A 24,863-nucleotide genomic window follows, 5' to 3' on the forward strand; every position below is an offset into this window, starting at 1 on the left:
AAAATGCAAAATATATCATCACAAGGCAAATTAGCCTTCGTATTCCCAGGTCAAGGTTCGCAAGCAATCGCTATGTTAGATGACTTTGCCGAAAATGACACGGTACAAAGTACCTTTAAAGAAGCCTCTGATGCTTTAGGTTACGATTTATGGCAATTAGTGGCTCAAGGCCCAGCTGAAAAACTAAACCAAACACATCATACTCAACCGGCATTATTAACTGCCAGTGTTGCTTTATGGCGAGTATGGCAACAAGAGTCTGACGTTAAGCCAACAATATTAGCAGGTCATAGTTTAGGCGAGTATTCTGCACTGGTATGTGCTGGGGTACTTTCACTAACCGATGGTGTTAAATTAGTAGAAAAACGTGGTCAATACATGCAAACATGCGTTCCTGAAGGTATTGGCGCAATGGCGGCGGTTATTGGCTTAGATGATCAAGCCATTGTTGATGCGTGTGCTCAAGCACAAGCTGATGAAGTGGTTGCTGCGGTTAATTTTAATTCACCAGGCCAAGTTGTTATTGCCGGACATAAAGCTGCAGTTGAGCGTGCAGGTGAGTTATGTAAAGCGGCAGGTGCAAAGCGCGTGTTACCTTTACCTGTGAGTGTACCCTCACATTGCGCTTTAATGAGTGATGCTGCCGATAAACTGGCTGTTGACTTAGCTAATATCACGTTTAATACGCCGGTAATTAATGTAGTTAACAATGTTGATGTAGCCATTGAAACCAGTGGTGACGCGATAAAAGCAGCTTTAGTTAAACAATTATATAGCCCTGTACGTTGGAGTGAAACTATCAGCAAACTTGGCGAACAAGGCATTACTCAAATGGTAGAAGTAGGGCCAGGAAAAGTTTTGCAAGGGTTAGTTAAGCGCATTAATAAAGGTATCAGTTGTGTTTCTTTTAACACGCAAGATACGTTAGTTAAAGCAAGAGAGCTGACCCAAGTAAGTGAGAGTTAGATTGCTATTTTAGTTCGATTGTAAAGTTATAATAAGTAAACAATAGGAAATTATATGTTTTCATTAACAGGAAAAGTAGCCCTAGTCACTGGCGCAAGTCGTGGTATTGGTAAAGCTATTGCGACACAGCTTCAATCATTAGGTGCAACGGTTGTTGGCACTGCAACCTCAGAGCAAGGCGCGGAAAAAATTTCAGAGTATTTAAATACAGGCTCAGCACAAGGTATGGGGCTAGTGCTCAATGTGACGAGTGATGACTCAATTGCCGCCATGTTTTCGGCTATCAATGAAGCCTATGGTGGCGTTGATATTTTGGTCAATAATGCCGGTATTACACGTGATAACTTGTTTATGCGTATGAAAGACGCCGAGTGGAGTGACATCATTGATACTAACTTAACGTCGGTATTTAAAGTAAGCAAAGCGGCAATACGCCCAATGATGAAAAAGCGTAATGGTCGCATAATTAATATTGGCTCGGTTGTTGGCACTATGGGTAATGCGGGCCAAGTAAACTATGCTACGGCTAAAGCTGGCTTGTTAGGTTTTACTAAATCATTGGCACGCGAAATTGCTTCACGGGGTATTACCGTAAATACCATAGCACCTGGTTTTATTGATACCGATATGACACAGACGTTAACCGATGAACAAAAAACAGGCATTTTTTCACAAGTTCCGGCAAACCGTTTAGGTAAACCTGAAGAAATAGCCAGCACAGTTGCTTTTTTAGCGTCTGATGCTGCTGCTTATATAACCGGTGAAACAATTCATGTAAATGGTGGTATGTACATGGTGTAAGCCTTAATTTTAAAGGCTTTTAAAACTTCTATTATGATGAGTTTATAGTAAACTAATTGTTTTTAAGAGGTTAGACCACTTAAAAAAAATAACATGGAGCTTGCATGGCGAGCTGTTGACGAATAAACTACACGCAATTTGATAAATTGCACTTTCAGTAAGTAAAGGAAAAAAAATGAGTACTATCGAAGAACGCGTAAAAAAAATAACTATTGAGCAACTAGGTGTTAGTGAAGCAGAAGTTAAAATTAATTCATCTTTCGTTGATGATTTAGGTGCTGATTCATTAGACACTGTAGAATTAGTAATGGCGTTAGAAGAAGAATTTGATACTGAAATTCCTGACGAAGAAGCTGAAAAAATCACTACAGTGCAAGCTGCAATTGATTACGTTAACGCTAATCAGTAATTGCTGACTAGTCATTATTGATTGCATTGTAAAATGTAGTCATCAATGTAATTAAAAAAAGGCGGTATACTTATCATTTAAGTGGCCGCTTTTTTTGTATCTCCTATTTGACTTTTTATGAGGTAGAGAAGCGATGAGACGTGTTGTAGTTACCGGTCTTGGTATGCTTAGCCCATTAGGCAATACACCTGAGGCAACTTGGGAAAACTTATTACTGGGTAAAAGTGGCATCAGTAATATTGAACATTTTGACACAACAGAATACAGCACTAAGTTTGCCGGTTTGGTCAAAGACTTTGATGCACAAAACTATATGGAAAGAAAAGAAGCCAAAAAAATGGATCTTTTTATTCAGTATGGGGTTGCAGCAGGTGTAGAAGCAATTAAAGACTCAGGTCTTGAAGTGACTGAAGAAAATGCACCACGTATTGGCGTTGCTGTTGGCTCGGGCATTGGTGGTTTGGGCTTAATTGAACAAAATCATGAAAAAATGATAAAACTAGGTAGCCCGAAGAAGTTATCACCTTTTTTTGTGCCTTCAACTATTATCAACATGATTTCTGGTCATCTATCCATAATGTTCGGCCTTCAAGGTCCAAATATTTCAATTACCACAGCCTGTACCAGTGGCGTGCATAATATCGGTCATGCTGCTCGCATGATTGCATATGGCGATGCAGACGTCATGGTTGCTGGTGGTGCTGAAAAAGCCTCTACCACCTTAGGTATGGGAGGTTTTGGTGCCGCACGTGCACTTTCAAGGCGTAATGACGACCCTCAAGCAGCTTCTCGACCATGGGATAAAGACCGTGACGGTTTTGTTTTGGGCGATGGCGCTGGTGTAATGGTGGTTGAAGAGTATGAGCATGCTAAAGCGCGTGGTGCTAAAATTTATGCTGAATTAGCTGGTTTTGGTATGAGTGGTGATGCCTATCATATGACATCACCGCCTGCAGATGGCTCTGGTGGTGCTCGTGCTATGCAAAATGCATTAAATGACGCCCAGTTAAATGCTAGTGCTATTGGCTATATTAATGCACATGGCACATCGACGCCTGCTGGAGATATTGCGGAAACTAACGCGGTAAAATCAGTATTTGGTGACGATGCTTATAACGTATTGATGGGCTCTACAAAATCTATGACCGGGCATTTATTAGGGGCTGCTGGAGCGATAGAAGCCATTTTTAGCGTGCAAGCTTTAGTTAATAATGCTGTGCCGCCAACAATAAACTTAGATAATCCAGGTGAAGGTTGCGATTTAGATTATATCGCAGGCGCCGCTCGTGATATTAATTTAGATTATGTGTTGTGTAATTCATTTGGTTTTGGTGGTACTAACGGCTCATTGATTTTCAAAAAGACTTAAATCATTTAACACTTGAAATCATTCGATTAAGCCTGAATACTTAGCATCTGTGCTATTGTATTCAGGCTTTTTGTTTTTATGGATTTATCTTTTATCAATGGGTGTTTATTTGAATTGTTCTTTATTACTGATGTGATATCACTATGAAATATTGTTTAGTTAATGGCAAACCTCAACATCAGATCGACATTGAAAACCGAGGCCTTGCTTATGGTGATGGTTTATTCACTACAGCAAAAATTGTTAATGGTCATATTCAATTCTTATCTGCACATATCACTCGTCTGTTGATGGGGTGTAAAACATTAGGTATGGTGCCACCGGTTCAAAACGAACTAGCCAAGCAGTTAACCACGGTAGCAGCAAATTATTCATCTGCAGTACTGAAAGTGATCATCACGGCAGAAAGTGGCGGGCGAGGTTACGCACGGGCAACGAGTAATGATCACGACTTGATTATCATGGTGCATGATTATCCTAGTCACTATGATGATATGGCCAATACAGGAATTAACTTAGGGCTAAGTCAACAACAAATAGGACTTAACCCCATGCTTGCGGGGTTAAAGCATTTGAATAGGCTTGAGCAAGTGTTGTTAAGAGCAGAGCTTTCATCGCGCTCAGAAGATGACTTGCTCGTGACCAACCTCCACAATGAAATTATTGAAGCAACAAGTGCCAATGTGTTTTTTATGATAGATGGGCAATTACAGACTCCAGATGTCAGTCAAAGTGGCGTAAATGGTATTATGCGACAAGTTATTCTAAGTCAATATCCAAACACATTAGTTAAATCATTAACTTTAAATGAAATTGCTGATGCACAAGCAATGTTTATTTGCAATTGTGTGATGGGTGTCATGCCAATTCGTCGTTTCAATAATCGTGCACTAGCCATTGAACAGGTCACAGTGATTCGAGACTCCCTGAAACCAACAGAGAGTTTGTATGATTAACACAACGATAAAAAAGCTTGTACTAACGGCATTACTGGGTTTTGTTGTTATCGTATTGTCATTTTTGTTGTTACTCGAAAAACATATACAACAACCTTTACCTATCAGTAAACCGCAGCTATTCACAGTAGCTAAAGGCAGTTCAGTTAGTACTTTTGCACAAACGTTAGTTAACCAAGGCTGGGCTGATGGTCGCTTTTGGCTAAGAGCATATGCACGTTTATATCCAGCCAAAGTACAAATTAAAGCAGGTACTTATCAGGTGCCAGCTCACAGTAACTTACAAAATTTACTTGCGTTAGTAGCCAGTGGTAAAGAACACCAGTTTCAGTTAACGTTTGTTGAAGGCACAACGTTTAAGCAATGGCTGACACGATTAAAAAGTCAGCCGCAGTTGACGCACAGTTTACAATCTTTACCGGTTGAAGTTATTGCTAAGCATTTAGGAATTGATCAGGCTAATCCTGAGGGCTGGTTTTTTCCTGATACCTATGCTTTTACTCAAGGTACAGATGAGCTTCAATTACTTCAACGAGCCCACAGTGCAATGCAGACTACATTAAGCAAACTGTGGCAAACTAGAGCGAGCAGCTTGCCTTATGAATCACCGTATCAAGCCTTGATTATGGCCTCAATCATTGAAAAAGAAACGAGCTATCTACCCGAGCAGCCATTAATTGCCTCAGTTTTTATCAATAGGCTTGCTAAACGAATGCGCCTACAAACCGATCCTACCGTGATTTATGGGCTTGGTGATCGATATCAGGGTGATATAACCCGTGCGCACTTAAGAGAAAAAACACAGTATAATACCTACAGAATAAACGGTTTACCACCAACACCTATTGCTATGCCGGGATTATCAGCTATTAAAGCGGCGCTTAACCCTGCAACGAGTAACTACTATTATTTTGTTAGCACAGGTGATGGAAAACATGTTTTTAGCACCACCCTAGCTGAGCATAATAAGGCGGTGAGGGCTTATTTGGCAAAGCAAAAATCAATAAATAAAGATTAAATTTTAGACTTTTATGGAGATTTCTCGAAATGTCTGAATATTTCGCGACAGTAAATTGGATTAGACAAAGCACTGAAAATTATATTGATAACAAATATAGCCGAGGACACCAGTGGCAATTTGATGGTGGCATCACGGTACAAGCATCATCATCTCCTCATGTTGTACCTTTGCCTTATTCAATTGAAGAAAATGTAGATCCAGAAGAGGCATTTGTGGCATCACTGTCTAGTTGCCATATGCTTTTTTTCTTATCTATTGCTGCAAAGAGAAAGTATATCGTGGATGCATATAGTGATAGCGCCGTTGGGCTGATGAGTGAAGATTGTGATGGCAATATCGCCATGACTCAGGTTACGCTAAAACCTAAAGCTATTTTTTCTGGTGAGAAACTACCGACGCTAGCGCAACTTGAGAAAATGCACCATCAAGCCCATCAGCAATGTTTTATTGCCAACTCAGTGAAAACAAAAGTCATAACCGAAGTTATTTTATAAACATTAGGGGTCTATAATGAAGTTAGCTGTATTGTCTGATATTCCCCGTAATAATTAGTTTGTCACGCTAAGGTTAATCAGCAAAGTAAGAAATTTTAAAGTAACGGAGAATAATTCAAAAAATTTAATGTTGTTGTTGTTATTAAAGCTAGATACTATTGCTTCAAATTAGCATTTTATGTCAATAAACTTTAGTTTCAACAGCAAGTTTAAAGTCGTTGAGTATGAGAAAAATATGAATAAAGGGTTTATGGTTGTCTTTGATGGCAGTAATGGTGCAGGAAAAACCACTGTCATCAAAAGTGTTGAAATGTATCTGTTATCAAAAGGATTTGATGTTTTGTTAACTAGAGAGCCGGGAGGTACTCCCATTGGCGAAAAAATCCGCGAGATTATTTTAGATCCCGCTACGCCTGAAATGTCATTTATGACAGAGCTGATGCTATTTGGCGCTGGTCGTGCTCAGCACATACAAGAGAAAATAACCCCAGCGTTGGCACAAGGGAAAATTGTAATATCTGATAGGTTTGATGCTGCCACTTTTAGTTTTCAACACTTTGCACGTGGTATTGATTTAGATACTATAGTTAAAATCAATGATTTAGCACTAGCTGGTTTTAGTCCCAATATGAATATTATTCTTGATTTAGACCCCGTTGAAGGTTTAAAAAGGGTACAGAGTCGTGGCGAAGGGCTAGACCGTTTAGAAGATGAGAAAGCTGACTTTTTAATCAACGCACGTAATGGTTATTTAACACAAGCCCAACAACATCCGGATAAATTTTCAGTGATCGATGCATCTCAATCTAAAGAACAAGTTTTAGCCGACGTTATTGTGGTTATTGATGCATTACTTGCAAAGCATCAATAGCATGAATGATTGGTTGATTTCACACCGACAGCTACTCAGTCGTCAATATCACGATGATACCTTGCCTCATGCTATCATATTCAATGCGGTAACGGGTGCTGGTAAATACAAGTTAGCCCAGTGGTTAGTGCGGTTGGTTAATTGCAGTGAACCACAGACAATCGAAAATGCCGGAGTTCACTATCAAGTTGGTTGTGAGCAGTGTAAATCATGTTTGTTGCTTAACAGTAATACATACCCTGATTTTCTGTCTTTGGTGGCAGAAAAAAATAGTTTAGGGGTTGATGATATTCGACGGGCTAATACTTTTTTACAAAAAACTGCGCATTTAGGTAAATACAAAATTGTGCTCATTGAACAGGCACAAATAATGACACATGCAGCAGCAAATGCATTACTAAAAACCTTAGAAGAGCCCAGTGAAAATAGCATAATTGTGTTGTTAACCAATGATATTGATAGACTATTGCCCACGATTGTGAGTAGGTGTAGGGTGTTAAATATTAGGCCGAATGTAGGCCAGGCGTTGCTGCAGAGTTTATCTGAACAAAGTTATAGTCTTGATACAAACAGCCTTGAAACAAGTACCCCTGAAAATCAACATTATATAAACTTAACTCAACTACCTGAATTGACCGACCCATCAACAAATCAAGCATTTCATGATGTTAAGCAGTGCTATATCAATGTTCTTAAAGGTGAAAAGGCTGAAGCAACATTGTTACAACAGTTATTAGATAATGAGCATGCACTAAGGTGGTTAGAACAAATAACTGTAAATTTACTGCGTGAACGCCATCTTAATGCTGCAAATTTGGACGAACGGTATACGATTAGCACAACTCTGCTTAATGCGCTCTATTGTGCTATAATCAACGCTAACAGAATGATAAAATCCTACACACAAGCCAATCAGCAGTTTGTTTGTGAGCAACTTATTATGGTGATAAGTGAAGAGGTTGAACAAACCTAGGTTAAGGATCGGGAGCGCAAGTTTGATTCCAATTAATATCGAATTTAAAACAGAACATGATCTTTACTTGGCTTATATGCCGTTTTTAAAAGAAGGGGGATTATTTGTTCGTACCGCTGAACCTTTTGACTTAGGGGAGGAAGTTGAATTAAATATTTTGTTGCCAGACTCTCTTGAGCCATCACTTGTTAAGGGGGTTGTCTGTTGGTTAACCCCTATAGGGGCTCAAAATGGCACACCAGCAGGTGTCGGCGTTACTTTTACCGTTGATCCTGATAAAATGCGTCACCAAATTGAAAAAGCTATTGCCCGTCAGCTAAGCTCAGCAGAGCCAACCTTAACCATGTAATTTTTACTACAATTCGTTTATTATTTTTTATTGCCATCTTTTGATAGCTCTATAGATTCTATAAGGGCTTTTTTACTGTTTTATAATTGGAGTTTCAGTTGTTTATTGATTCACATTGCCACTTAGATCGTTTGAATTTATCACTTCATCACAATAACCTCGCCAATGTTGTAAAAGCTGCAAGCGATGCCCAAGTAAATACGCTTTTGTGTGTTAGCGTCACGTTAAAAGACTTTCCTGCAATGGCAGAGCAAACAAAAGCATTTAACAATGTGCTATTGACCTGTGGTATGCACCCCCTAAATCAAGATGATGCGGTGGATGTAGAACAGTTATTACAGTTGGCTGATAATCCCCGTGTTATTGCTGTAGGTGAAACCGGTTTAGACTATCATTACGCGCCTGAAACTAAGGCATTGCAGTTAGATTCGTTTAAAAAACATATCAAGGTGGCTAAAGCCTTAGATAAACCGTTAATAATTCATACCCGTGATGCAAAGCAAGACACTTTAGATATGTTGCGAGCTGAAAATGCAGCGAGTGTTGGCGGTATATTACATTGCTTTACAGAATCTTGGGACATGGCAGAGCAAGCATTGGCACTTGGTTTTTATATTTCCTTTTCTGGCATTGTTACATTTAAAAATGCCGCTGCATTGAGAGAAGTAGCTAAGCTTGTACCTGATGATAAGTTTCTAATTGAAACGGATGCGCCTTATCTAGCGCCAGTGCCTCACCGAGGAAAAGAAAACCAACCCGCTTATGTTGTTGAGGTCGCTAAGCATTTAGCCAGTATTCGTGGCCAATCTGTTGAAACCATTGCTAAATTGTCTACAGACAATTTTAATCGCCTTTTTAAACGGTAAAGGTTAACGATTTTTTTGATAAAAAAAACCCAAACGGTTGAGGTTTGGGTTTAAAAATGGCTCAAAGGGGTTTGAGCCTTGCGCTAATAAGCGTTGAACACGACTAATAAACAATTTCGTACATAACATCTATGTACTTTTATGCAGCGAGCATTATAAACAAGAATTACAGTGTTGGTTTTATGTCAAACGTTCCGACTCTGTACCTTGGTTGTATTAATTAAGTGTAGTGCAAGTTTTTATAAATGCGAACTATTTTCAATAAATTTTTTTGTCTATACTTTCAATTGCTTACTGCCAATAAATGTTTAAGGGTTTGATTTTTGATATTTCAAGGCGCTTTTAAACACAGGTTTGTCAGGGGTTGTGAAGTGGTTTATCACAAGCTAAGCACAGGATATCCACAGTCTGTCTTTAACTATTTAAGCCGTTGTTCGATGTTAGTAACTCCATACTTTCATCAGCAAAACCAACACCTGCTTCTGCATAGAAGTTAAAGACTTTATCAATACCAAACTCTTCTAATTCAGTTCGTTCATCATCGTAGCGAGCAATGGCGGCTATTTTTCCTTTATAGCCAGCTGATCTCAACTGGGTACTGACGCTAATACTATCAATAACCTTAGGTAGAGCAAGTAACACTAACTCAAGTTTTGCTAGGTTAATTCTTTCCCAGAAAAAAGCATCCTCAGCATCACCACAATATGCTTGGATACCTTGTTCAGATAGTCGCTCTACTTTTTCTGACTCAGCATCTAACCCCCATGCAGGGGTGTTACCATGCTCGCGGATTGCTCGATATGCTCCCATGCCAACGCGTCCTAAACCTACAATTACAATAGGTGCTTGTGTTGGTTGGCAAAATGTATCCTCTGCTAAACAGGTTTGACGCTCGAATTGATGGAAAAAGGTTTTATAACGGCTAAAAAAGCTATGAGCAAACCGATATAAGGTATTGGTGATCACAAAAGAAATAGCAACAGCTAATGCTAATATTACCAGCCAGTCATTACTTAACCATTGATTGGCAACACTGATTGCAGCAACAATTAAGCCAAACTCACTGAAATTACTTAATGCAAGCGCAGTCAAATAGGCGGTACGACATCGTATTTTCAACAAACATAAAATCCCAAAAAACAACCCGAACTTGATTGATATGACTAATACCAATAATAGGGCTAAACCTATCATTTCTAGGGTAGGTGTTGCACTAAAACCTATGGATAAAAAGAAGCCTATAAGGAATAAATCTTTAAAACTCAATAAAGCTTTATTTATCTCCGTGGCCTTAGGGTGAGAAGCTAAAAATATTCCCATAATTAAGGCCCCTAAATCACCTTTTATATTCACCAGCTCAAATAGCTCGTAACTGCCTAAGGCGATAAAAAAACCCATTAAGGGAATTAATTCACCATGACCAACAAATGTTATAAGTCGATTTATTATAGGTTTAATAAAAAACAAAGCGAGTAAGGCAAATGCCCAAATCGATGGGGTTTTTCCGGTAGCAAACACTAAAAAAGCGACAGCAACGATGTCTTGAATAACGAGAATACCTACGGCTAATTTGCCATGGCGGGTGCGCATTTCACCATTTTCTTCAAGCAATTTGATCACGCATACAGTACTACTAAAGCTTAACGCAAAAGCGATTAAAGTGGCTGTGGTTGAGTCTATTTCAGCAAAATAACTCAGGGCAACAATGGCCAATACTTTGATGATAGCAAAGGTGATTAACATCCACATGATGGTGTGCAGAGAGCTAGTTAACCAGACTTCATTTTTAAATAAACTTTTGAGGTTAAGCTTTAGACCAATAGTAAATAACATTAAAGTAATGCCTAAGTCACTTAACATCTTCAGGCTATCATCGGCTTGATAGCCGAGAAAATTCAATGCAAAACCTGCAATTAGGAAACCAATTGAAGGTGGAAGGTTAACAGTTTTTACTGCTAGACCGCAGGTGAAAGCAAAAAATATCCAGATAAAATCCATAATTCTATTTCGGTTTCCTATCGTGAGAGTCGTAATTTATAGTGAGCTAGGGGGCAACTAAGTTGCTTAGTTGCTGTTTCATAAAATCTACAATAATTGGCTGTGCAGCTACATTCGGGTGAATACCATCTGTTTGCATCAATTCGGGTTTAATGGCTATCTTTTCCATAAAAAAGGGTAACAAGGTGACATGAGTTTGCGCTGCAACGTCGGTGTATACCTGATTGAATAGCTTGTTGTAACGTGCACCATAATTTGGCGGAATTTTTATCTCCATGAGCAATACCTTAATACCTTGTTGTTGCGCGAGACTAATTATTTGTAACAAGTTGTTTTTAATTAACTTAGGTGGGAAGCCTCTGAGGCCATCATTGCCCCCTAATTCAATTAATAAATAATCGATGTTCTGCTCAGCTAAAATTCTCGGCAGACGAGTCAAACCGCCACTTGTCGTTTCTCCACTGATACTAGCATTTTGTAGAATGTACCCCGCATTTTGCTGTTGCAATGCCTGGTTTAGTTGGTATACCCAGCCCTGATTCTGTTTCATCCCAAAGCTTGCACTAAGGCTATCACCTAGTATTAAAATAGTGCTAGGTTTACTATTATCCTTTTCTTGTGCATGGCTTGCACTAATAGAAAATATATTAATACTAGTAATTACAGTTATTATTAAACAAAAGAAAAGCTTTTTAATCATGAATTCAAATTCCGAAATTATTTTAGAAACCCAGTCACTTGCTAAGTTTGTCACAATTGAGGGTAAGCAACTAGATTTATTGCACAATGTTAATTTTACTGTAGAAGCCGGGCAAACCATTGCAATTGTTGGCTCTTCGGGTTCAGGTAAAACAACTTTGTTGTCTATTCTAGCAGGTTTAGATTTACCTTCTAGTGGTGAAGTTTATCTTAAAAGCCAACCTATGCACCAACTAAATGAAGAGCAACGTAGCCAGGTTAGGGCAGACCACGTCGGTTTTATCTTCCAGCAGTTTTTATTGATTAATAGTTTAACGGCGTTAGAAAACGTGATGTTGCCGGCTGAGTTGGCGAATGACAAAGACGCACAAGCATTAGCACTATCCTTACTTGAAAAAGTGGGATTAAGTGAACGAGTCAATCATTTCCCATCACAATTATCTGGAGGAGAGCAACAGCGTGTGGCTATTGCTCGAGCGTTTATAACGCAACCTGATATTTTATTTGCTGATGAGCCAACAGGCAATTTAGATAAAAATACTTCCACCTACATAACAGATTTATTGTTTGACTTGAATAAACAATTTGGCACTACATTAGTATTAGTTACTCATGATTTAACTTTAGCTCAGCGCTGCCAAAAGCAAGTACAAATGCAAGATGGAAAATTAAGTGAGCCACAATTATCATCAACTGAAGTAACGTTTAGCACAGAGCAAACCGCATGAATATCTTTAGCTATGTCTTAAAGGAAAATTGGGCCAAACAAGCGTTACGGTTGTTGAAGCATGAATTAAGGCGAGGTGAGTTAACAATAGTTGTTTTAGCAATAACACTTGGTGTGACGAGTGTTTTTTCGTTAGCAGGTTTTTCAGATAGAATTAAACAAGCATTGATTAATGAAAGCACTAGTTTTATTGCTGCGGATCGTGTTTTACAAACAAGCCGCTCCTTAGACTTAACGAGCGAAAAACAATTATTAACCCGTAAAGCGATTGACAAAAAAAGCGAACAACTTGAGGTTGAGCAAGCTCAACAGGTATTAATGTCATCAATGGTTTTTGCTGAAAACAATATGCAACTCGTTGAAATTCAGGCTGTTTCAGATGGTTATCCGTTACGAGGTGAGCTACTAGTTAGCTTTGATGACAACCTAACGACTTCTGAGGTTGTTAATGCCCCTGAATTAGGCACCGTCTTTATTGAAGAAAAACTACGTGCTTTGCTTGATGTATCCTTTGGCGATACCCTAGATATTGGTGAATCGACTTTTGTTATTAAGGGGGTTGCAACTCAGATTCCTGATGCGTCTTTTAGTGTGTTTACTTCAGGTGCTAAAGTATTGATTAATATTAAAGACCTCGATGCAACACAGTTGGTTAAACCGGGCAGTAGGCTGACTTATAAATATTTGTTTGCGGGGGACACTGACAATATCGCATCACTTGATCAATGGCTGTCGCCACAAGTTAATGATAGTCAGCGTTGGTTTGATATTCAGTCGAAACAATCACCTTTAGCTAACGCATTGAATAAAGCTGAAAAATACCTTTCACTGGCTAGTTTGCTAGGTATTATATTGGCTGCTGTAGCCGTTGCTGTTGCAAGTAGACGCTATGCAGAAAAACATCAAAGCGGTGTGGCTGTATATAAGGCAATGGGAGCATCAAAATCATATATTAAAAAGCTGTATTACTTGCACTGGACATTATTAAGCTTGTTCAGCATTGCTTTAGGACTATTCTGTGGTTATATACTTGCGCAACTAGGGTTATTTGCTATTGAGGATTATTTACCTGTTAAGGTTTCTACCTCTGCTTCTAGTTTGGTTGTGTTTGGTTATAGTTTAACGCCAATCGGCTTTTATCCATTATTCATGGCTATTATCACTGGTATTTTGTGCTCATTTGCTTTTGCCTTGACGCCATTAAAACAGCTGGTAGCAACATCACCACTCACGGTTATCCGTTCTGCTAATTTAGGTGGTAGTGGTGACAGCCTTACAGCCCGAGCTATCTATTATTTACCCCCCATCTCAGCGTTGTTCGCTTTATTAGTTTTATTCAGTAAAGATATTATCTTAAGCGTTGCCTTATTAATCGGAGGGGGGATAGCCTCTGCTATTTTATTAGCTTTTGGGCAATTACTCATGCAACTTAGTCGCTCAGTTGGCAGTAAATCGGGGGCAGCTTGGCATTTAGCTTTGGCAAACTTACAACGTAGAGCTAAAGCAAATAGTGTGCAATTGGTCAGTTTTACTATCGCAATAAAACTGTTGTTAATGATTATCGTCATCAAAACAGCCCTGCTAAGTGAATGGCAAGCACAGTTACCAGAGCATGCCCCAAATACCTTTTTAGTCAATATTGCTCAAGACCAAGTTAACGAAGTTGAACAATTTGTGAAGCAGCAAAACCTAGTGGCAAGCGATGTTTATGCTGTGGTGCGAGGTCGTTTAACGGCAATTAATGAAGATAAAATTGCTAAACAAGTGTCAAAAGAGGCCAGTGATGGCAGTGATAATGGTCGAAAAGGGGTTGGGCGCGAGCTTAACTTAACTTGGCGAGCGCAATTACCGGATGAAAATACTATTGAACAGGGTGCTTGGTGGCAGGACAATACCGCGCAAGTTTCTGTCGAACAAAGTATTGCTAAGCGTTTAAATGTTGGTCTAGGAGATAAGCTAACCTTTCAATTAGGCAGTGAACAATTTACCGTGCCAGTAACGAGTATTCGAAAAGTGAATTGGCAGTCAATGCAGCCTAATTTTTACATGATTTTTAGCCCTCAAGTCTTGTCAGACTTTCCTGCTAGTTATATTTCATCTTTGCATGTTCCACTGGATAAGAAAAAAAGCATGCAGCGCTTTTTAGCTGATTACCCAACCATTAGTGTGATTGATGTTGATGCGATGATTGTTCAATTAAGGAAAGTTATAGATCAAGTATCAACTGCGGTAGAGTTTATTTTAGTGCTAGTCGTTTTTGCTGGATGCTTAGTGCTTATTGCACAGGTACAAGCGAGTATGGAAGAAAGAGAACGTGAAATAGCAATATTACGTACCATTGGCGCTAAAGGCAGATTATTGAGAAATAGTGTTCTATTAGAGTTTGTAGCCTTGGGTGCTATTGCAGGCCTTATGGCGAGTGTTGCCATGGAGTTAACGGTTTATCTGTTACAACATTATTTGTTTAATATGCAAACTAGTTTTCATTTTGAGTTCTGGTTGCTAGGTATCTTAGCAGGTGGTGGTTTTGTTGGTTTAGTGGGGGTACTTAGCTGTTGGCGGTTATTGAACTTGTCGAGTGTCGCGTTAATTCGCCGTACGATGTAATAGCATTAATTTCAACTAATCAGTGTCTTATCTCTAGGCCTTTTAACGCTCGCAGAGAGGAAAAGGCATTAATCAAGTTAATGGTATAATGTTATGTTTTAAAAAATGTATGATAAGCTACCGGGTTGTTATATCGAGTTAAAACAATATGATTAACCCAGGTTAGCAATTGCAGTAGAAAGCTACTAACAACGATAAAACATACCATATTTCATCATAAGGAATAATAATAAATATGAATCCATCCAAGCAGGCAACACCCTATTTAGTTGCACTTGCCTCTATCATCGTCATTATTGCTGGTTTAAAGGTCGCTGCACCTATTTTAGTGCAACTCTTGATGGCGTTGTTTATCGCAATAATCTGTATGCCGTCAATTCGTTGGATGGAAGGTCATAAAGTTCCTCGTTCTCTCGCTATTGTGGTTGTTCTTACGGTTTTTCTAGCGTTTGTCTATGTAATAGTTGCGTTAGTAGGAGACTCAATTAATGCGTTTAATGCCAATAAAGAGTTTTATATTGAACAGCTAGGATCTCGAATGAGAGGGATTGTCAATTGGGCTACTTCGCATGGGGTACCTATTGAAAATGTCAATATCGCCGCCGCTTTTGAGAAAGCAGACATAATGTCTTTAGTCACAATGGTTTTAGGTGGTGTAGGGAATATATTCAGTGATTTCTTTTTGATTTTTTTGTGTGTTATTTTCATTTTAGCAGAAACAACCAGTTTCCCTGCCAAGTTCTCTAGAGCTTTTTCTAATGCTCAAGATAAAATGGTTCATGTAAATAATATCTTGAGTAAAATACGCCATTATTTGGCGATTAAAGCAGCGACTAGCCTTTTAACGGGTATTTTAGCTGCGCTAGCACTGCTATTTATCGGCGTTGACTACCCATTTCTTTGGGGAATGTTGGCCTTTTTGTTAAATTTCATACCAAACTTAGGTTCACTGCTTGCCGCTTTACCTCCTGTTATTTTAGCGCTGATACAATTAGGACCTATAGGCGTTATGTGGACAGGCATAAGCTTTTTTGCCATAAATAATATTATTGGCAATTATCTTGAACCTAAATTAATGGGTAAAATGCTTGGCTTATCAGCATTTGTTGTTTTTCTTTCATTGATTTTGTGGGGATATATCTTTGGTGTCATTGGTATGTTTTTATCTGTACCACTTACTATGATGATCAAAATAGCATTAGACACTAACGATAAAACACGTTGGCTAGGTATTTTACTTGGGCCAGAAGAAGAAGCTAAGGAAGTAGTGGCTCCAATAAAAAATTAAAGCAGGTTACTGGATGACACTCAACTCTTTTATACGATTTTGCGTCATGCGTATAACACATTGTTTGTATGCGGTTTCTGCGCCTCTTTGAGGTGCAATTGCAAGATATTGCCAGCGACAATTGTTATCACGGTAGGTGATGAAATTGTTTTGCGAGCGATTGAATAATTTTAAAGCGGAATGTCGACCATTAACTAACACTTTTTCTTCTAACAATAACGTGTGGTGATTGAGCCACGTTTGTAGTTCGCGTTCGAGCGAGTCTTTGATGTTATCTAAACAGCGTGAGTGTTCATCGGTGTTTTGTTCAAATTTTTCACATTTAGCTAATATGTTTTCGATTTCACCCGTATTGCCATACGCAGAGAATGAACATTGAGCTAAAATTAAAACACTTAATGTAAATAAACTTTTTTTCATATTAGAGTTACTGTTAGTAAAATAAGTAGGTGCTGCGCTTGAGATCAGCTTGTTTAATATTTACCTTTCACGCTTAACTATTAGGTTAGTCTAAAATAGCCATTAAAAATAGTTAAGCGGGTTAGTACAAATTGATTAATGTTTAAATTATGCTGGAAGAACTTTTAAATAAGGTTTAACGGTTACTTTTTTGTATACACCAGCACCAATGTAGGGATCAGCATCAGCCCATGTTTGGGCGGCTGATAAACTAGCAAACTCAGCAATAATTAAAGAGCCGGTAAAGCCTGCATCGCCGGGTGCATTGCTATCAATAGCAGGACAAGGCCCGGCAACTAATAGTCGTCCTTCAGTTTGTAAAGCACTTAAACGCGCTAAATGGTGCTCGCGTACAGATAATCTTTTTTCTAAGCTGTTTTCAACGTCTTCACTGTAAATTAAGTAGAACATGGGGATTCCTAGTTTTGGTTATAGCCTGATGATTAGGTGTTTGTTTTGTCATTATCGTTAGCTGAGGAGTGATGAGGGTTTTCACTCATTACGTTTGAAGTAATCTCTATGCTATCTTCAAGTGCTTCTACTACTTCTTCCTCTTCTTTTGGCAAGTATTTGTAGAGTGAAAAAATAGAGCCAACGGCAAATATAAGTGTAATAGCGGTAAGGCCAAATACTTTAAAATTCACCCAGGTTTCTAATTCATAATTAAAGGCAACATATAAATTTAACGCGCCCAAAAAGGCGAAAAATACAGCCCAAGCAAGGTTTAGCTTGACCCAAATAGGCTCTGGTAATGTTAATGATTCAGACAAAAATTGTTTGATGATGTTTTTTCCAAAGCCGTAATAGCTCACCAGTAAGGCAAGAGCAAAAAACTCATTGATAATGGTGACTTTCCATTTAATAAAACTTTCGTCATGTAAAAAGATCGTTAATCCACCGAACACGGCTATTAAGCCAAAAAATATCCAATTGCGCGTTGGTACTTTTTCTTTTTTTATAAAGTAATAAAGGATTTGTAAAGCCGAGGTAATAATCAATGAACCAGTAGCCCAGTAAATATCGGCAAATTTATTGACAACAAAAAAGATGATCAGTGGGACGTATTCAAAGACTGCGTGCATAGTAGATTATTCAACTAGGTAGGGGATTCACAAAAAACTAATTCTATCGAAACTCTTCTGCTATTAATAGTTAAAGCTTATAACTAAAGGAAATAATATTTAGCAAGTTAAATAGTTTGTGATCTTTATCAACTAAGCGCTCGATCTAGTTTGTACTTTTAGCCAGAGCAAGGTACTTTACGCTTATTGAAACTTATCGAGTTAATAAAATACCATGTCAACCAATGAACTTTTTTATCAAGAGCAAGGCAATGAAGTCAATTTATTCAATCACGCCTTTGAACATCAACTCCCCGTTTTAATCAAGGGGCCTACAGGTTGTGGTAAAACACGTTTTATCGCCCATATGGCTCAAAAATTAAATAAACCTTTATATACCGTTGCTTGCCACGATGACTTAACCGCAGCAGATTTAGTAGGTCGGCATTTAATTGGGCCGGAAGGTACTTATTGGCAAGATGGCCCTTTAACTAGAGCAGTTAGGGAAGGGGGCATTTGCTATCTAGATGAAGTAGTTGAAGCACGTAAAGACACCACTGTGGTGTTACATCCTTTAGCGGATGATAGACGGGTATTGCCATTAGAGCGAACTGGAGAGTTAATAGAAGCTGCGCCCGGTTTTATGTTAGTTGTATCTTATAACCCTGGATATCAAAATTTACTTAAAGGTATGAAGCCTAGTACTAGACAGCGTTTTGTTGCCTTGCGATTTAATTATCCTACGGCGGAGGTTGAACAACAAATATTGATCAAGGAAACAGGGGTTGATGAACATTTGGCGTTTAAACTAGTAGAGTTAGCTAATGCACTTCGTAAATTAGAGCAAAATGATTTAGACGAAGTGGCTTCAACACGCTTGTTGATCTATGCAGCCCGAATGATTTCTTCAGGCATGCATGCACTTGATGTCTGTCGATGCTGTTTGGCAGAGCCGTTATCAGATGACCCGCAAACAGTAAAAGCTTTAATGGATGTTGCTAAGATCTATTTTGATGAATAACTTTTGCACCATTTACACGTAGTGGAGTAATAATGAACAATGCAATTGCTGCCAAAATACCAGCAGAGATAACCTTGGAACACTCAACAACTGACGTTACTGTATCAAAACGCCTACCGGGTGATTTAGCGATGTGGTTTTTTATTTTGGCTGAGTTAACGGTATTTGCCATATTATTTATTGGTTTCGCTGTTGCGGAGCAATTAAATATTGATATGTTTAATGAGGGTAAAGCTCAACTACATCAAATATCTGGATTGATAAATACACTAACGTTAATCACCAGTAGTTTTTTTGTCGCGCTTGCTTTAACTAAAATGCATCAAGGGTTTGGCAAACAGGCAGCGCAATTACTGGTAATTGCCAAGTTGATTGCCTGTATATATATTGGCGTCAAAGTATGGGAATACCTGTCATTATTTGAACAAGGTATTGATATAGAGACCAATACGTTTTTTACTCTCTACTTTATGATTACCTTTTTTCACTTAATGCATGTATTGCTAGGTATGGTCATTCTTGTCTTTGTTACTTTGAAGGCAGCTAAAAATGAATACAATGATAGCAATATCTCTGGGTTTGAGTCGGGTGCAAGTTATTGGCATATGGTTGATTTGCTTTGGATTATTTTGTTTCCTCTGATTTATATTATTTAAGTCCTTAATACTGGAGCCTAGAAGTGAAATTATTTGATTTCAATAGTAGTAATAAAAAAAATACCTATAGTTGGCTATGGTTACTATTGCTAACAGTAGTCTCTACCTATATTGATGTGCTTTTTGGCTTTTTCACTGAGCAAAAAAGCTTGTTTATTCTGGTTGTTTTATTTATTGTTTTTCTTAAAGGACAGCAAATTATTGATATTTTTATGGAGCTGAAACATGCTCCAACGTTGTGGCGCAGGTTGTTATTAGCTTATGTTGTGTTGCTACCTATCATAATAGGCTTTATTTATTTACTATAAAGCCTGCGTTAATAATGGGTTTTAAAGGTGAAGTACGTATGAAATCTAATCAAGACAACAAGCCTGCAATTATTTACCAATCACTTTATTTATCTAATTTGTTGCTTATTCCGCTGGGTAGCGTGCTGGTTTTACTTTACTATTTGTATCAAGCTCGACCCCATAGGGCTTCGCCAAAAATACTCACTAATTTCAATAGAATTCACTTGTATAGAAGCATTCAAATATCGGTGTTAGCGGGCATAATGCTTGGCGTAGCACCGATTTTTTATATTTTATATTCAGCAGAATTTGATGTTTCAGTAATGATTACTGTTTTTTATTTTGTTACTTTACATGCTTGTTTTGTACTTATTGGTATGTTGAATTTGGCCCGTGCTATGGCAAAAAAACTACCGGTATTTTAATCTTTTATTGTTAATACGTCAGCAAAGCCTGTTTAGAGCTTCTGCTTTTTCCCAGTTTATATCGCTTAAATCACGCTAAAAAAATCTAGGGTTATTGACATAAATCACTTTAACTGTCATTGCATCTGATACAATCTAATTATTATTTAAGTAGTTATATGGTTTAAGGTTATGGAAGAGTGGGTTGGTGGAATTTGGCATAAATATATTACCCGAAAGGCTAACCCTGAATATGATCATGCCCGAGTTTCATTTGATGAAGTAGCTAAATCAGTTGGTATGATTTTTAGGGCTCTCGGTGGCAATGCAGTCAAACGTATTGAAGCGGCCACTGGTCGAGAGTATCTAAGCCGTAAAAGTTTTTTACAAAAAATTTCAGGTGATACCCAGCTGGTTAGCTTGGCGTGGCAAGACGATGAAAGTTTACGTTTGCCAGAGTCTCTCGCCATTTTTGATGATAAAGCGCTTAACTATGATCTCTATATCTGGCTAGCCGTTTTAGCTGCGCATCATGGTGGCCAGTTTAAGCATTGGGCGAGAGATAATCAAAAGCTAGTGGTAGAGGTGTTAGAGGCATTTCCAGCGCTACGTTCTCGTTATGCAAGGCTTGCTAAAGCGTTTGTTAGTAGCCGAATTGATATTGATAAATTACCTAAAGCTGAGCAAGCAATGGAACGTGCAATTGTCGAGGCTATTATCAAACCCGGCTCTATCACCGAGTTTCCTATGGTTAACTTTGCGCCTAAAGCCGTGTATTTATGGTTATATCCGTCAGCTTTGTCTGATGAGGTTGTTGCTGCAGAATTTCAGGAGCTTGAAGAAAGCGATGAAGACGAAGGCAAAAATAAGAGTAAAACTCAAAAGTCAGATACCAGTAGAAAAAAAGCCGAGCGTGTCGATTCTCCCGATGAAAAACAAGGCATGATGATCTTTCGTCTTGAGAGTTTATTTTCATGGAGTGAATTTTCTAAAATAGACCGAGGTTGTGATGATAGTGATGACGATGAGGATACTTCTTCAGCGGCTGAAGATTTAGATAAAATCACTTTAGCAAAGCAGCAAGAGCAGCAAAAAAGCGCGAATATAAAAATAGACTTAGATTTACCTTCTGCCTCTGAAGATGATATTCCTTTGGGAGAAGGCATTAAATTACCAGAATGGGATTATAAAACACAGACCCTTCAAGCTGATCGGTGTTTATTGCAACCAATGTTACCTAAAGATGCAAAAGCAGAAAAATTGCCCGTGAGGTTACAAAAAACCGCCAAAACTATTCAAGCCCAGTTTGAACAATTACGCAGTGTCAGGTATTGGTTAAAAGCACAACCACAAGGAGAAGAGCTAGATCTAAGTGCGTGGTTAGATTTTCATGTAGAGAGCAAAATAGCACCAAGTGCTGAAAAAGGCTTATATCAATCATTTCGTGGTAACAACCGTGATTTATCTTGTTTGCTATTAGCAGACTTATCAATGTCTACCGATGCACATTTAGACAATGACAACCGTGTTATTGATGTGGTGCAAGATAGTATGCTGTTATTTGGTGAGGCATTACAAGCTGTTGGAGATAACTTTGCAATGTATGGTTTCTCGTCTGTAAAAAGACATAATGTCCGTTTTACTATGTTGAAAAACTTCAATGAAAGTTACAGCGACCATGTTAGAGGCCGTATTCAAGCGATCAATCCTGGTTTTTATACGCGCATGGGCGCAGCTATTCGTCAAGCTACCCAAGTTATTAACGAGCAAAAAAGTTCAGAGAAATTATTGCTTATTTTAACTGATGGTAAGCCTAACGACATTGATCATTACGAAGGGCGTTTTGGGATAGAAGATACTCAAAATGCAATTAATGAAGCAAAGCGTTTGGGTATAAAACCCTTTTGTATCACCATTGATACTGATGCACAGGACTATTTGCCTTACCTGTTTGGTAGTGATGGTTTTACTGTTATTTTAAGGCCGGAACAGTTGCCTTTACGTTTGCCACAACTTTATCATCAATTAACCGCTCAATAGGAATGCTGATATGAGTAATCAACAAAACAAATGTCTATTTTGTCAGGGTGAAAACACGGTTGATACTGACACGTGTCAGCATTGTGGTATGACGCTTCCTAAAAAGCACCCTGAAGATAGAAAGAGTAAAATCAGTTTTTTTGTTAAAGCGTTTTGGGCCATTGTCATCTTTTGCACTGTGATGGTGTTTTATCTTCCAAGGTGATTTGGTCTAATGGTAAAACCTTGGCATGATTGCAACACTGAGTGATAATCATACAGTAAGATTTTTTTGGAGGCTCTTTCGATGATTGACCAACATGGCGAGGTGCAATTATGTTATGAAAACAACATAATAAGGGCAACACTTATTGGCGCATTCAATGAACAAGGTGCAATACAATACACTGAAGGAATTAAACATATTGTTAAAAGCTTGAAAGGACAAGAGTATGCTATTTTGGTTGATAATACCAAAATGGAAGGGGGGACACCTGAAGCCTACCAAGTACTTGAAGAGTATAATCAATGGTTAAACCACACCAATTTGGTAGCTAAGGCAGTTGTGGTTGAAACTATAATAACCACTGAATTAATTAGACATTTGTCGCCAGCAATAAAACTTCAAACAACAAAAACATTTAAAAATAAGGCTTCTGCTTTACGGTGGCTGCAAACGTTGATCAGTGATTCATGAACTTATTGTTGGACAAGCCCTGCAGTGATTGTAAATTTTTTACATGGTGTCATTTATTAAAATGTTTTATATTACAGCGTTAAATAAAAGTGTCTGTTGAACGTGCTAAGTAATAGCACAAAAATTAACATAAAAAGCAGGCAGATTAATCAATAAAGGAATAATATGCGTAACTTATACAGTAGTGTTGTTTTAGCTTGTCTATTATCTGCTTGTAATTCAGATAAAAATGTCGATCCGTTAACACAAGAGCCGGAAAATAATATAGATAGCCAACTTAGTGAAATTATTTCAACTAACGGTTTAACAGGAGATCACTTTAATGGCCGCGATATTCCGGATGTAAACAGCAATATTGTGCAGTTAGGCAAGCACTTGTTTTTCTCTAAATCCTTAGGTGGGGATAGAGACTCAGCTTGTGTATCGTGTCATCATCCTATGCTAGGAGGGGGAGATAACCTAAGTTTACCTATCGGCGCTAATGCTTTGTCACCTGACTTATTAGGCATAGGCAGAGTACATGATACCAGTGCTCCAAACTTTGACGGTGGTCCTACTGTACCAAGAAACGCACCTACTACATTTAATATTGGTGGTTGGGATAAATTTATGTTTCACGATGGTCGTGTTGAAAGTATGGGCAAAACCGTCGGGAAAAATGGTAATGATGGTCTGGGGATTCGAACTCCTGACAGCTTACTGGGTATAGCTGACCCGAAAGCGGGCAGTTCTTTAACTCATGCTCAAGCTAGATTTCCAGTGACTTCTAACGAAGAAATGAAAGGTTTTAATCATTTAACTAAAACGAATCAACAAATCCGAGACTATTTAGCGCAGCGTATTGGTGGGTACGGCGAAGCCGAGACAGAATTAAGTGATCATAACTTTTGGCTAGATAAATTTAAAGAAGCCTTTCAGCAGCCTAATGCGAGTGCAGAGCAGCTTATTACCGAGCAAAATATCTCATTTGCAATTGCCCAATATGAGTTATCTCAAGTTTTTATTAACAATCCATGGTCAGATTATATCCAAGGAGATACTGACGCTTTAACTGATTCGGCAAAACGTGGTGCTATTTTATTTTATAGTAGTGAAGAACAAGGTGGAGCAAATTGTGTTTCTTGCCATTCAGGAGACTTTTTTACCGATGAAGAGTTTCATAATATAGCTACGCCACAGTTAGGCCACGGTAAAGGTGATGGAGACTCAGGACACGAAGATTTTGGTCGCTATAGAGAAACTCAAGTGCAAGCGGATAAGTTTGCTTTTAGAACGCCTACTTTATTGAACGTTGCTAATACAGGTCCTTGGATGCACTCTGGCGCTTTTACAACCCTTGTTGATACGGTTAAACATTCTGTTAACGCAAAAGAGTCAATCCAAAATTTTCATAACATTGCCATGGAACAACCCGGTATGCAAAATATCGATATGGCAGCAACTTACGCTACAGCAGCCTTTGATAATGTTAATTTTGAGGGGGGAAACTTACAACTCTCACAACAAAGTATTGATGATTTAGTCGCGTTTCTTCATGCGTTATCTGATCCCTGTGTAACAGACCGAGCATGTATGAAGCCATGGCTATTAGAGGATGATGAAGCACAAGACCCTAATGGTGATCAAGTTAATGCAATTGATCAAAGTGGTGAAACAATTTAGCTATTATCAATACATTGCAAAAACATGTTTCTTATTCTACCAGCATACTGCATTTTGAGGTTGATTGGGCATGAATGAGATTTGTGAGTGTTACTGTCAAGTATATTTACACTTTTTCTTGAATGAAAGAAGGCAAAACTTCAACTGATTGTATATTGGCCTGTTTTTTTTAATGGTACATTGTATGCTTAATTGTTTTT

Annotated in this window: 27 protein-coding genes; 22 read left to right on the top strand and 5 right to left on the bottom strand. The window is 38.3% G+C overall.

The genetic code is table 11. From position 1 onward, the window contains the following. The first annotated feature begins 3 nt into the window (after positions 1 to 3). From fabD to ABXG98_RS17280, 11 genes are all read left to right on the top strand, one after another. The gene (gene fabD / locus ABXG98_RS17230) at positions 4 to 966 is read left to right on the top strand and encodes an ACP S-malonyltransferase (protein ID WP_353539936.1); all 963 of its coding nucleotides are present in this window, start codon (positions 4 to 6) and stop codon (positions 964 to 966) included. A 54-nt stretch (positions 967 to 1,020) separates the two neighbouring features. Next, complete coding sequence (gene fabG / locus ABXG98_RS17235; RefSeq protein WP_353539937.1) at positions 1,021 to 1,767, top strand: 3-oxoacyl-ACP reductase FabG; 747 nt, start codon at positions 1,021 to 1,023, stop codon at positions 1,765 to 1,767. A 175-nt stretch (positions 1,768 to 1,942) separates the two neighbouring features. Beyond that, positions 1,943 to 2,176 (top strand): acyl carrier protein, encoded by a 234-nt coding sequence (acpP, locus tag ABXG98_RS17240; RefSeq protein ID WP_353539938.1) that lies wholly within the window; start codon positions 1,943 to 1,945, stop codon positions 2,174 to 2,176. Positions 2,177 to 2,309: 133 nt separating this feature from the next. Beyond that, the gene (gene fabF / locus ABXG98_RS17245; RefSeq protein WP_353539939.1) at positions 2,310 to 3,545 is read left to right on the top strand and encodes a beta-ketoacyl-ACP synthase II; all 1,236 of its coding nucleotides are present in this window, start codon (positions 2,310 to 2,312) and stop codon (positions 3,543 to 3,545) included. A gap of 143 nt (positions 3,546 to 3,688) precedes the next feature. Next, positions 3,689 to 4,501 (top strand): aminodeoxychorismate lyase, encoded by an 813-nt coding sequence (gene pabC / locus ABXG98_RS17250; RefSeq protein ID WP_353539940.1) that lies wholly within the window; start codon positions 3,689 to 3,691, stop codon positions 4,499 to 4,501. Then, positions 4,494 to 5,519 (top strand): endolytic transglycosylase MltG, encoded by a 1,026-nt coding sequence (gene mltG, locus ABXG98_RS17255; RefSeq protein ID WP_353539941.1) that lies wholly within the window; start codon positions 4,494 to 4,496, stop codon positions 5,517 to 5,519. The genes pabC and mltG overlap by 8 nt, the downstream gene beginning before the upstream one ends. Positions 5,520 to 5,548: 29 nt before the next feature. Continuing rightward, positions 5,549 to 6,016, top strand: a complete 468-nt coding sequence (locus ABXG98_RS17260) for an OsmC family protein (protein ID WP_353539942.1) — start codon at positions 5,549 to 5,551, stop codon at positions 6,014 to 6,016. Between the two features lie 235 nt (positions 6,017 to 6,251). Further along, on the top strand, positions 6,252 to 6,887 hold the full coding sequence (gene tmk, locus ABXG98_RS17265; protein ID WP_353539943.1) for a dTMP kinase: 636 nt from the start codon (positions 6,252 to 6,254) through the stop codon (positions 6,885 to 6,887). Between the two features lies 1 nt (position 6,888). Further along, positions 6,889 to 7,860: a DNA polymerase III delta subunit-related protein gene (locus tag ABXG98_RS17270; RefSeq protein WP_353539944.1), complete on the top strand. Its 972-nt coding sequence runs from the start codon at positions 6,889 to 6,891 to the stop codon at positions 7,858 to 7,860. Between the two features lie 22 nt (positions 7,861 to 7,882). Further along, positions 7,883 to 8,209: a PilZ domain-containing protein gene (locus ABXG98_RS17275; RefSeq protein ID WP_353539945.1), complete on the top strand. Its 327-nt coding sequence runs from the start codon at positions 7,883 to 7,885 to the stop codon at positions 8,207 to 8,209. 98 nt (positions 8,210 to 8,307) lie between these two features. After that, positions 8,308 to 9,075, top strand: coding sequence for a TatD family hydrolase (locus ABXG98_RS17280; RefSeq protein WP_353539946.1), 768 nt, complete (start codon positions 8,308 to 8,310; stop codon positions 9,073 to 9,075). 414 nt (positions 9,076 to 9,489) lie between these two features. On the opposite strand, the gene ABXG98_RS17285 is transcribed toward ABXG98_RS17280, so the two are convergent. Together ABXG98_RS17285 and ABXG98_RS17290 are read right to left on the bottom strand one after the other, a co-directional pair. Further along, positions 9,490 to 11,073 (bottom strand): cation:proton antiporter domain-containing protein, encoded by a 1,584-nt coding sequence (locus ABXG98_RS17285; protein ID WP_353539947.1) that lies wholly within the window; start codon positions 11,071 to 11,073, stop codon positions 9,490 to 9,492. Between the two features lie 46 nt (positions 11,074 to 11,119). After that, positions 11,120 to 11,773 (bottom strand): arylesterase, encoded by a 654-nt coding sequence (locus ABXG98_RS17290; protein ID WP_353539948.1) that lies wholly within the window; start codon positions 11,771 to 11,773, stop codon positions 11,120 to 11,122. Between ABXG98_RS17290 and ABXG98_RS17295 the strand changes: the two genes are divergently transcribed. The 3 genes from ABXG98_RS17295 (at position 11,772) to ABXG98_RS17305 (ending at position 16,394) form a co-directional block, all read left to right on the top strand. Further along, entirely contained in the window at positions 11,772 to 12,500 is a 729-nt protein-coding gene (locus tag ABXG98_RS17295) for an ABC transporter ATP-binding protein (protein ID WP_353539949.1), read from the top strand. The genes ABXG98_RS17290 and ABXG98_RS17295 overlap by 2 nt on opposite strands. Next, entirely contained in the window at positions 12,497 to 15,106 is a 2,610-nt protein-coding gene (locus ABXG98_RS17300; RefSeq protein ID WP_353539950.1) for an ABC transporter permease, read from the top strand. The genes ABXG98_RS17295 and ABXG98_RS17300 overlap by 4 nt, the downstream gene beginning before the upstream one ends. Before the next feature lie 235 nt (positions 15,107 to 15,341). Next, positions 15,342 to 16,394, top strand: coding sequence for an AI-2E family transporter (locus ABXG98_RS17305; RefSeq protein ID WP_353539951.1), 1,053 nt, complete (start codon positions 15,342 to 15,344; stop codon positions 16,392 to 16,394). Positions 16,395 to 16,400: 6 nt separating this feature from the next. Here the strand turns inward: ABXG98_RS17305 and ABXG98_RS17310 are convergent, their stop codons facing one another. The 3 genes from ABXG98_RS17310 to ABXG98_RS17320 form a co-directional block, all read right to left on the bottom strand. Next, complete coding sequence (locus tag ABXG98_RS17310; protein ID WP_353539952.1) at positions 16,401 to 16,814, bottom strand: lysozyme inhibitor LprI family protein; 414 nt, start codon at positions 16,812 to 16,814, stop codon at positions 16,401 to 16,403. A gap of 147 nt (positions 16,815 to 16,961) precedes the next feature. After that, positions 16,962 to 17,264, bottom strand: a complete 303-nt coding sequence (locus tag ABXG98_RS17315; protein WP_353539953.1) for a YciI family protein — start codon at positions 17,262 to 17,264, stop codon at positions 16,962 to 16,964. A gap of 32 nt (positions 17,265 to 17,296) precedes the next feature. After that, the gene (locus ABXG98_RS17320; protein WP_353539954.1) at positions 17,297 to 17,935 is read right to left on the bottom strand and encodes a septation protein A; all 639 of its coding nucleotides are present in this window, start codon (positions 17,933 to 17,935) and stop codon (positions 17,297 to 17,299) included. A 214-nt stretch (positions 17,936 to 18,149) separates the two neighbouring features. On the opposite strand from ABXG98_RS17320, the gene ABXG98_RS17325 reads away from it, so the two are divergent. The 8 genes from ABXG98_RS17325 (at position 18,150) to ABXG98_RS17360 (ending at position 24,663) form a co-directional block, all read left to right on the top strand. After that, on the top strand, positions 18,150 to 18,935 hold the full coding sequence (locus ABXG98_RS17325) for a CbbQ/NirQ/NorQ/GpvN family protein (RefSeq protein ID WP_353539955.1): 786 nt from the start codon (positions 18,150 to 18,152) through the stop codon (positions 18,933 to 18,935). A gap of 32 nt (positions 18,936 to 18,967) precedes the next feature. Continuing rightward, positions 18,968 to 19,591, top strand: a complete 624-nt coding sequence (locus ABXG98_RS17330) for a cytochrome c oxidase subunit 3 family protein (RefSeq protein WP_353539956.1) — start codon at positions 18,968 to 18,970, stop codon at positions 19,589 to 19,591. A gap of 23 nt (positions 19,592 to 19,614) precedes the next feature. Then, positions 19,615 to 19,899: a cytochrome C oxidase subunit IV family protein gene (locus ABXG98_RS17335; protein WP_353539957.1), complete on the top strand. Its 285-nt coding sequence runs from the start codon at positions 19,615 to 19,617 to the stop codon at positions 19,897 to 19,899. Between the two features lie 38 nt (positions 19,900 to 19,937). Then, positions 19,938 to 20,306, top strand: coding sequence for a hypothetical protein (locus ABXG98_RS17340; RefSeq protein WP_353539958.1), 369 nt, complete (start codon positions 19,938 to 19,940; stop codon positions 20,304 to 20,306). Positions 20,307 to 20,477: 171 nt separating this feature from the next. Continuing rightward, the gene (locus ABXG98_RS17345) at positions 20,478 to 22,325 is read left to right on the top strand and encodes a nitric oxide reductase activation protein NorD (protein ID WP_353539959.1); all 1,848 of its coding nucleotides are present in this window, start codon (positions 20,478 to 20,480) and stop codon (positions 22,323 to 22,325) included. A 10-nt stretch (positions 22,326 to 22,335) separates the two neighbouring features. Beyond that, positions 22,336 to 22,530, top strand: coding sequence for a DnrP protein (locus tag ABXG98_RS17350; protein ID WP_353539960.1), 195 nt, complete (start codon positions 22,336 to 22,338; stop codon positions 22,528 to 22,530). 81 nt (positions 22,531 to 22,611) lie between these two features. Further along, on the top strand, positions 22,612 to 23,001 hold the full coding sequence (locus ABXG98_RS17355) for an STAS/SEC14 domain-containing protein (protein ID WP_353539961.1): 390 nt from the start codon (positions 22,612 to 22,614) through the stop codon (positions 22,999 to 23,001). A gap of 165 nt (positions 23,002 to 23,166) precedes the next feature. Beyond that, positions 23,167 to 24,663, top strand: a complete 1,497-nt coding sequence (locus ABXG98_RS17360) for a cytochrome-c peroxidase (RefSeq protein ID WP_353539962.1) — start codon at positions 23,167 to 23,169, stop codon at positions 24,661 to 24,663. The last annotated feature ends 200 nt before the right edge of the window (positions 24,664 to 24,863 follow it).

This window comes from Colwellia sp. KU-HH00111, assembly GCF_040362745.1.
Classification (GTDB): Bacteria; Pseudomonadota; Gammaproteobacteria; order Enterobacterales; family Alteromonadaceae; genus Colwellia.

Bases quoted from the DNA above. Each gene is read 5' to 3' on its own strand.
- ABXG98_RS17320 (WP_353539954.1), bottom strand. From the start codon at position 17,935: ATGCACGCAGTCTTTGAATACGTCCCACTGATCATCTTTTTTGTTGTC.
- ABXG98_RS17290 (WP_353539948.1), bottom strand. From the start codon at position 11,773: ATGATTAAAAAGCTTTTCTTTTGTTTAATAATAACTGTAATTACTAGT.
- acpP (WP_353539938.1), top strand. From the start codon at position 1,943: ATGAGTACTATCGAAGAACGCGTAAAAAAAATAACTATTGAGCAACTA.
- ABXG98_RS17285 (WP_353539947.1), bottom strand. From the start codon at position 11,073: ATGGATTTTATCTGGATATTTTTTGCTTTCACCTGCGGTCTAGCAGTA.
- ABXG98_RS17350 (WP_353539960.1), top strand. From the start codon at position 22,336: ATGAGTAATCAACAAAACAAATGTCTATTTTGTCAGGGTGAAAACACG.
- pabC (WP_353539940.1), top strand. From the start codon at position 3,689: ATGAAATATTGTTTAGTTAATGGCAAACCTCAACATCAGATCGACATT.
- ABXG98_RS17300 (WP_353539950.1), top strand. From the start codon at position 12,497: ATGAATATCTTTAGCTATGTCTTAAAGGAAAATTGGGCCAAACAAGCG.
- ABXG98_RS17345 (WP_353539959.1), top strand. From the start codon at position 20,478: ATGGAAGAGTGGGTTGGTGGAATTTGGCATAAATATATTACCCGAAAG.
- mltG (WP_353539941.1), top strand. From the start codon at position 4,494: ATGATTAACACAACGATAAAAAAGCTTGTACTAACGGCATTACTGGGT.
- ABXG98_RS17360 (WP_353539962.1), top strand. From the start codon at position 23,167: ATGCGTAACTTATACAGTAGTGTTGTTTTAGCTTGTCTATTATCTGCT.
- fabG (WP_353539937.1), top strand. From the start codon at position 1,021: ATGTTTTCATTAACAGGAAAAGTAGCCCTAGTCACTGGCGCAAGTCGT.
- fabF (WP_353539939.1), top strand. From the start codon at position 2,310: ATGAGACGTGTTGTAGTTACCGGTCTTGGTATGCTTAGCCCATTAGGC.
- ABXG98_RS17295 (WP_353539949.1), top strand. From the start codon at position 11,772: ATGAATTCAAATTCCGAAATTATTTTAGAAACCCAGTCACTTGCTAAG.
- ABXG98_RS17270 (WP_353539944.1), top strand. From the start codon at position 6,889: ATGAATGATTGGTTGATTTCACACCGACAGCTACTCAGTCGTCAATAT.
- ABXG98_RS17330 (WP_353539956.1), top strand. From the start codon at position 18,968: ATGAACAATGCAATTGCTGCCAAAATACCAGCAGAGATAACCTTGGAA.
- ABXG98_RS17260 (WP_353539942.1), top strand. From the start codon at position 5,549: ATGTCTGAATATTTCGCGACAGTAAATTGGATTAGACAAAGCACTGAA.
- tmk (WP_353539943.1), top strand. From the start codon at position 6,252: ATGAATAAAGGGTTTATGGTTGTCTTTGATGGCAGTAATGGTGCAGGA.
- ABXG98_RS17305 (WP_353539951.1), top strand. From the start codon at position 15,342: ATGAATCCATCCAAGCAGGCAACACCCTATTTAGTTGCACTTGCCTCT.
- ABXG98_RS17325 (WP_353539955.1), top strand. From the start codon at position 18,150: ATGTCAACCAATGAACTTTTTTATCAAGAGCAAGGCAATGAAGTCAAT.
- ABXG98_RS17310 (WP_353539952.1), bottom strand. From the start codon at position 16,814: ATGAAAAAAAGTTTATTTACATTAAGTGTTTTAATTTTAGCTCAATGT.
- ABXG98_RS17315 (WP_353539953.1), bottom strand. From the start codon at position 17,264: ATGTTCTACTTAATTTACAGTGAAGACGTTGAAAACAGCTTAGAAAAA.
- ABXG98_RS17355 (WP_353539961.1), top strand. From the start codon at position 22,612: ATGATTGACCAACATGGCGAGGTGCAATTATGTTATGAAAACAACATA.
- fabD (WP_353539936.1), top strand. From the start codon at position 4: ATGCAAAATATATCATCACAAGGCAAATTAGCCTTCGTATTCCCAGGT.
- ABXG98_RS17340 (WP_353539958.1), top strand. From the start codon at position 19,938: ATGAAATCTAATCAAGACAACAAGCCTGCAATTATTTACCAATCACTT.